The 7,604-nt window shown below is 40.4% G+C and carries 5 protein-coding genes; all 5 read left to right on the top strand.

What is annotated here, in order from left to right:
* Nucleotides 1-1,081 precede the first annotated feature (1,081 nt).
* The 5 genes from GJU39_RS12195 (at nt 1,082) to GJU39_RS12175 (ending at nt 7,591) form a co-directional block, all read left to right on the top strand.
* The gene (locus GJU39_RS12195; RefSeq protein ID WP_154281078.1) at nt 1,082-1,456 is read left to right on the top strand and encodes a hypothetical protein; all 375 of its coding nucleotides are present in this window, start codon (nt 1,082-1,084) and stop codon (nt 1,454-1,456) included.
* Nucleotides 1,457-1,545: 89 nt separating this feature from the next.
* Nucleotides 1,546-2,241: an ABC transporter ATP-binding protein gene (locus GJU39_RS12190; protein ID WP_154281077.1), complete on the top strand. Its 696-nt coding sequence runs from the start codon at nt 1,546-1,548 to the stop codon at nt 2,239-2,241.
* A gap of 13 nt (nt 2,242-2,254) precedes the next feature.
* Nucleotides 2,255-4,762, top strand: a complete 2,508-nt coding sequence (locus GJU39_RS12185) for a TonB-dependent receptor (protein WP_154281076.1) — start codon at nt 2,255-2,257, stop codon at nt 4,760-4,762.
* Nucleotides 4,762-6,207, top strand: a complete 1,446-nt coding sequence (locus GJU39_RS12180; protein WP_154281075.1) for an ABC transporter permease — start codon at nt 4,762-4,764, stop codon at nt 6,205-6,207. Before GJU39_RS12185 ends, GJU39_RS12180 begins: the two co-directional genes overlap by 1 nt.
* Before the next feature lie 4 nt (nt 6,208-6,211).
* Nucleotides 6,212-7,591, top strand: a complete 1,380-nt coding sequence (locus GJU39_RS12175) for a DUF3526 domain-containing protein (protein WP_167515680.1) — start codon at nt 6,212-6,214, stop codon at nt 7,589-7,591.
* Nucleotides 7,592-7,604 lie beyond the last annotated feature (13 nt).

The following is a 7,604-nucleotide window of genomic DNA, read 5'->3' as shown; positions in this document are numbered from 1 at the left end:
CCTGCAGAATTGGAACTTGACATTATCTCAGCTATACATTATGTTTGAGGATAGAATAAAGCTGCATTTGCAAAATGGTTAAACTGGCTGACACAGTTCAATTTACACTACCGTCCTCCAGTATAATTGCCATTTATTAAATCGCTTCATTCATTATGCAAAACCCTCTCGATCGTCTTCCTAAAACCCGCATACGTCCTCCTGAACTTCTTTCAGGATCTTTTATCACAATTATTCAAATTAGAAACATTAAGAAATTAAGGCCATTAAGATAAGTCCTCCCGTATAATCGTCATTACGAAGCAAATTTTCCATTAGATGAAGCAATCTTTATTTAAATGTTTAAAAGCAGTTAATCACTATTGCCATTTATTAAATCGCTTCATTCATTATGCAAAACCCCTCTCGATCGTCTTCCTAAAACCCGCATACGTCCTCCTGAACTTGTTTCAGGATCTTTCATCACAATCCTTCAAATTGAAACATTAAGAAATTAACGCCATTAAGATAAGTCCTCCAGTATAATTGCCATTTATTAAATCGCTTCATTCAATATGCAAAACCCTCTCGATCGTCTTCCTAAAACCCCCATACGTCCTCCTGAACTTGTTTCAGGATCTTTATCACAATCCTTCAAATTGAAACATTAAGAAATTAACGCCATTAAGATAAGTCCTCCAGTATAATTGCCATTTATTAAATCGCTTCATTCAATATGCAAAACCCTCTCTCGATCGTCTTCCTAAAACCCGCATACGTCCTCCTGAACTTGTTTCAGGATCTTTCGTCACAATCCTTCAATTGAAACATTAAGAAATTAAGGCCATTAAGATAAGTCCTCTCGTATAATCGTCATTACGAAGCAAATTTTTCATTAGATGAAGCAATCTTTATTTAAATGTTTAAAAGCAGTTAATCACTATGGCCATTTATTAAATCGCTTCATTCAATATGCAAAACCCTCTCCATCGTTTTCCTAAAACCCGTATACGTCCTCCTGAACTTGTTTCAGGATCTTTATCACAATTCTTCACATAATTCAAAAAAATTGCTGAAAGTTTTTTTCATAAATGTATCTTTGTTGCAATTGAATCACCTAAGTAAAACATATCGCCAGCAAGTACTCACCAAAATTTGGGCATTTCTCTTATTGATCTTGTTTACTAATGCGTTGTTAATTCAGGCGCTTCACCACCATGATCAGGATGCTTCCGATTTGTGCAAAACCAAATCAGAGCAGGTGCAATCGTCCTCTCAGTTTAAAGTAAGCAAAGTAAATTGTAAACTGTGCGAGGTATTAAAACACCAATCTCACGTTTATACATTGCCAACTGCCTGCGAAACAGCATTCAAGTTAGCTAAACCAGCTGATAATCAAGTTGGTTATTTAGGGAAACATCCCGTTGCCTATATTCTTTCTGCGGCCAACAAAGGTCCGCCAAGCCCAATCGCCTAATACCCTAACCAGGGTTTCTTCTTTCCAATCACAGATTTTATTTAATGTATTGCCGCCTGCGGTATACAACCATTTATTATATTTTTTTTATGCTTCAAGCCATTTCGCTATCCAAAAATTATGGATCGTATCAAGCCCTTAATCAATTAAATCTAACCGTTAATCCAGGTGAAGTATATTGCCTGCTGGGGCAAAACGGTGCCGGAAAAACAACAACCATCAACTTGTTTCTGGGTTTCATTGAGCCCAGCGCCGGGAAAATTCTGATCGATAACGAAGAAATTTCTGCTAGTGATGATCAACGGAGAAAGCACCTTGCCTATATTCCGGAAGTGGTTATGCTGTATGGAAACCTCTCTGCAATAGAAAACCTTGATTATTTCTCCAAATTGGCAGGTTTTGATTATAGCGAAGCCGAACTCATGAAATTCCTTTCCAACTGTGGCTTACAGGAAGCTGCACACCATAAACATCTGGCAGGTTTTAGTAAAGGGATGCGCCAGAAAGTGGGGATTGCCATCGCTGTTGCCAAAAATGCAAAAATCATTTTAATGGATGAACCGACCAGCGGACTTGATCCAAAGGCTACGGCGGAATTTACGGAACTAGTCAAAAAACTTGCTTCAGAAGGTAAATCCATTCTGATGGCTACCCACGATATTTTCAATGCGGTAAGCCTGGGCACACATATCGGCATTATGAAACAAGGTGAACTGATTCACACCCTCCTGGCCAGCGAAATTTCGGCTTCAGACCTTCAGGAATTATACTTACAAACCATTTAACCAAACATTTTTAATGTATCAACAATATCAGTTTCGCCGAATATGGCGGACAGTTTGTCTTTTTTTATTCATCATTACCATTAGCTCTGCAGCATTTGCCCAGGTTAAAGTAACCGGAAAAGTAAACGATGCGCAAGGCACAGGTATCAATAAAGCAACCATCAGATTTAAAAGTGGTAAAGATCAGTTAAACCTCAGTAGCGATTCAGCCGGGAGCTTCTCTATTGTGTTGCCTAAAACCGCTACCTACACCATTACCGTTTCCGCAATTGGCTACAGTACTTTCTCTAAAGTTATCCCGGTCAATGGCTTAGGAGATCTCAACATCGATCCCATTGTTCTGGCAGTAGCCAACGAGGAGTTGCAGACCGTAGAAATTGTCGGCACGAACGGGAAAAAGTATTATGGAAACTACTCTTTCTCGGCAACAAAAACGGCTACTTTAAATAAAGATATCCCGCAGGCCATTTCGTCTATTTCGAAAGAGTTAATAGCTGATAGACAGGCCGCAGTATTGGCTGATGCTATTAAAAACGTAACCAGTGTATCTCAAAGTAGTTTTTACAACCAGTTTTCTATTCGCGGCATTAATCAAAATGAAGAGGGAACCATTATTAACGGGATGCGTACGCGTCAAAACTATTTTAACCAGCCACTTACCAATAACCTCGAAAGAATTGAAGTAATTAAAGGTCCTGCGAGTGCTACATTTTCAAGTGTAGACCCTGGCGGAAGTATCAACCTGGTGACTAAAAAACCGTTAACGGAAGACCGCAAAGAGATCAGTATTTCTGGCGGAAGCTTCAGCACGGTTCGTGGCGCACTGGATTTTACCGGTCCTGTTAATACGGAAAAAACCTTGCTTTACCGGTTAAATGTGGGTTACGAAGACAGTAAAAGTTTTCGCGATCTGCAATTTAGAAAAGGTTATATGATTGCCCCGTCCTTCTCTTACATTCCGAATGATAAAACCAGTTTAAATGTAGAGCTGGTGCTGAATAACAGCAATTCGAGGTTAGATCGCGGACAGGCAATTTTCGGTGCAGCAGCCGGGCAAACCGATTTGAACAGCACCCCAATCCGGTTCAATATGGGCGCTAGCAATGATAAATTCAATACACAAGACCTGATGCTAATGGCGAATTTTGCGCAGAAGCTTACTAAAAATATAGCGTTTAATGTGGCTTATATGAAACAGAACTGGAACGAAGATCTCTTAGAACACCGTACCAATAATGCTTTCGCCACCGATGAGAACAATCAGCCGATTCGTTCCCTTGCGGGAATGATTGCTGTTCAGCGCCAGCAAAAATATTCGACAGACAATATCAGTACTTACTTCAGCATCAATGCGAAAACTTTTGGCCTTGAACATAAATTAGTGGTCGGTTATGATCGCATCATTACCCAAAAATTACGGGGTGGCGGCATCAATACTGCGCAGGGCTACCGCCTGAAAGATGGAACAATTGCAGCAAGATATGATGTAACGAAGAAAGATTTGTACCGGTTTAGCGTAATTAATGGTGTAAATGCGCCTGTTCCGAATGTGGAACATTTTAACCTTTCCAATCCAACGTATACGTTAAAAACCCTAAGCGATTACGTGTTTTCAAAAGCGGAGATTCCACCTTCTTACTACCTCATCAATGGTGTTTATCTTCAGGATCAAATCAAATATCAGCAACTTACTTTAACGCTTGGCCTGCGCCAGGAATGGTATGAAGATTATGGCAATTACAGGTTAACCAATGAAACTAAAATCAGTCAGCACAAACTGTTGCCAAGGTTGGGACTTACCTATGCCGTTAACAGCCACATCAATATTTATGGCACTTACCTTCAAGGTTATCAACCACAGGGTAATACCTCCAATCTGGTTATTGTTCCACCGCCTGCAGGTACTAATTTCAAACCTTTGGAAAGTGATTTGAAAGAGCTTGGAGCCAAATCTGAATGGCTTGATGGTAATTTAATGGTGAATGTTGCGATGTTTGAAATCAACCAGAAAAATCTGTTAATGAATGCCAATGATCCTTTGGATGTGAACCGTTTAATTGAACGTGGTGCGCAGCGAAGCAGAGGAATTGAGGTAGAGTCATCTGGCTTTATTAAACCGAACTGGCAATTTAATGTGGGTTATAGCTATGTAGATGCCATTGTAACTGAAGATTTGAATCCTTTAGTTGTTGGCGAACGCGTGCAAAACACACCAAAACACAGTGCCAGTTTATGGACCCGTTATGATTTACAAACCAACACACTGAAAGGACTTGGTTTTGGTGCCGGCGTACAATACAGCGGAAATAAACTGCCCTTATACATCAGAGACTTTACCCTGCCGGCCTATACTATTGTAGATGCTGCAATTTATTATTCGCCTGCAGCATCTAAAGTTCAGCTATCTATGAACATCAACAACATCCTGAATAAAACCTACTGGGTTGGTGCACAAAATTATTTACGCCTCTTCCCGGGTACGCCCAGAAATGTCATGTTTAATGTAACCTACAGAATATAATGCCGAATATAACCGTTACAATCGCCAAACAAACTTACAAATCAACCTTTGGTAATCGGGCAACGCTAGTTCTCACTATTTTATTGGGGCTTTCGCTCTGTCTGGCCACCTATGTAGGCTGGCAAAATTTCAGAACACAAAATAATCAACGTTTACATTATAAAAACCTGGTGCGGGAGCAGTGGCTTTCCAAACCAGACAAACACCCGCACCGGATGGCGCATTATGGCTACCTTGCTTTTCGGGAGAAACATGAATTGAGTTTCTTCGATTTCGGGATAGAAAGTTTTGCCGGTGTATCCATATTTCTGGAGGCACATAAGCAAAATACCGTTAACTTTAGCGAGGCAGGCTTTTCTAACGGAATGTTGCGCTTTGGTGAAATCAGTATTGCAATGGTACTGCAATTGCTGGTGCCACTGCTCATCTTCTTTCTGGGTTATAACAGCATTTCCGCAGAGCGGAAATCTGGAACTTTGAAAATTTTACTTTGCCAGAATGTAAGCTGGAAGAGGCTGCTTTGGGGAAAGACTTTCGGAATTATTGGCGTGGCTTTAACCATTTTTATTCCACTTATTCTCCTCACTATTTTACTTTGGGCATCTTTAAGTAACTGGGAGATCAGCATGGATGCTGCATTGCGCCTCCTGATCCTGATCATAAGTTATTCGGCTTATTTTTTTGTCGTTTCGGCCATTACCGTATTGGTTTCAGCATTTCAGCGCAGTTCCAAAACGGCATTAATTACGTTATTATCCTGCTGGATCTTTTTTGCCGTGCTGATGCCAAGAATTGTTCAGGCAATGGGTTCCAAAATACACCCCACACCATCCAAAATCGAATTTGCTGATGCCGTTTCTGCAGACATTCACGAGCAGGGCGATAGTCATGATCCGAATGATGCCCATTACGCAGCCATCAAAGATTCGTTGCTCCGGAAATATCAGGTTACAGATGTAAAAAAATTGCCCTTTAATTACGGTGGATACATCATGGCCGAGGGCGAAAAAATTACTTCGGCCATTTACAGCGACCATCAACGTAAGCTGAATGAAACCTTCGGGAAACAAAACAGCTTTACTGTATTTGCGGGTCTGCTTAATCCTTACTTATCGTTGAAACAAATTTCGATGGCTTTAACCGCTTCAGATTTTAAGACTTATGTTAATTTTCAAAACCAGGCTGAAGCTTACCGCTACGGACTGGCGCAAAAAATGAATAAACTTCAAATTGATAAAATCAGTAATATTTCGCCTGGCGAGCATGAAAAACCTTTATCCATCAGCAAATCCAACTGGGCCGAACAGCCAGATTTTAATTACAAATTCGATCACTTAAACCACGTTCTGGCACACGAATCGCTGGCGCTTATTTCCCTGCTGTTCTGGTTATCTGCAGTTCTTTTCTTGCTTCAATATGCACCAAGGTGGATTAAAACAATATAACTACATGAAAAAAAGCACTTATAATTTAGAATTCAAACTTTTCTTCAGAAATCATTCTGCCTGGATCGGCATTATTGTACTGCTCCTTACCGGCTTTGCAGGTTTATATTTTGGAAAATCTTTCATCGCCAACCAAAAGGCAGTAATTGAAAAGGCTGCCGTATTGCAAAAGAAAAATACACTGGAAAATATTGAGCATTTTAATAAAGATATCGGACTGATTTTCTTCCACAATAAATTCTCTTCTGCTAACCTGCCAGATCAATGGGCAGCTTTTGCCAATGGCCAGAGAGACGTAAATCCGTACCTGATTTCGGTTACCATGCTTGCGGTAGAAGGTCAGCTTTATGATACCGATATCAACAATCCGGTGAGCATGCTCTTGGGAAATATGGATCTCAGTTTTGTTTACATCTTCCTTTTCCCACTGGTGATCATTGCCTTTACCTACAACTTAATTTCCGAACAGCAGGAAAATGGCGTGTGGTCATTACTAAAATCTCAAAGCAACGAGTTGGCTAAAGTGATCTGGCAGAAATTTCTGATCAGAATTGCAGCTGTTTTCACTGTAGCTTTTTTACTTCTTGTGCTTGCAATTATCTATCTGCAACTGCCAATAGATACTACTTTGTTTGCCGTTACAGGATTAATTGTGCTCTACCTCGCCTTTTGGTTTGCGGTTTCGATCTTTATCATTTCTCTGGGTAAATCTTCTAGTTATAATGCTTCGGCATTAGTGGCCATTTGGGTAGCCATTTGCATTGTGATTCCGGCATCGCTGAACCTGTTGCTTACCCAAAAATATTCTGTACCCGAGGCTTTGCAGAATGTGATTAATCAACGCGAAGGCTATCATGAAAAATGGGATCTGCCAAAGGAAGTAACCATGAAACCGTTTTTTGAGCATTATCCGCAGCTGAAAAAATATCCTTTTCCAGCTGACAAAAGTTTCAGTTGGTTCTGGTATTACGGCATGCAGCAAATGGGCGATGACCAGGCTTTAAAAAGCAGATTGGCCGTTGCAGATAAACTGGCCGCCAGACAGCGGTTTACCAATATTGCAGCTTTGTTCTTCCCTACTATTCAAACGCAACTGACGGTAAATGAACTGGCAGGATCAGATCTTGGTGCCCATCTGGAGTTTCAACAGGCCGTGAGAAATTATCATGAGCAAATCCGTTTACATTTTTATCCGGCTATTTTTCAGGAGCAAGATATCGCATCAACAGATATCAAAACAGTTGGATTGAAAGCTTTTATGATCCCGAAAGTTCAGGATTGGAGCAGATTGCTCCCACTCCTCATCTGGACATTAATTTTCTCCTTAATCGCTTTTAAAAACCTAAAAAGCAATGCCCTTATCAAAAATGCACAGTCTGTTTAAACATAAATATAAG

It is taken from the genome of Pedobacter petrophilus (assembly GCF_009674725.1).
GTDB classification, from domain to species: domain Bacteria; phylum Bacteroidota; class Bacteroidia; order Sphingobacteriales; family Sphingobacteriaceae; genus Pedobacter; species Pedobacter petrophilus.
This window is presented reverse-complemented; position numbering and strand designations above follow the sequence as displayed.

Excerpts from the sequence above, each read along its gene's own strand:
- GJU39_RS12190 (WP_154281077.1), top strand. The coding sequence starts at position 1,546 with ATGCTTCAAGCCATTTCGCTATCCAAAAATTATGGATCGTATCAAGCC.
- GJU39_RS12185 (WP_154281076.1), top strand. The coding sequence starts at position 2,255 with ATGTATCAACAATATCAGTTTCGCCGAATATGGCGGACAGTTTGTCTT.
- GJU39_RS12180 (WP_154281075.1), top strand. The coding sequence starts at position 4,762 with ATGCCGAATATAACCGTTACAATCGCCAAACAAACTTACAAATCAACC.
- GJU39_RS12175 (WP_167515680.1), top strand. The coding sequence starts at position 6,212 with ATGAAAAAAAGCACTTATAATTTAGAATTCAAACTTTTCTTCAGAAAT.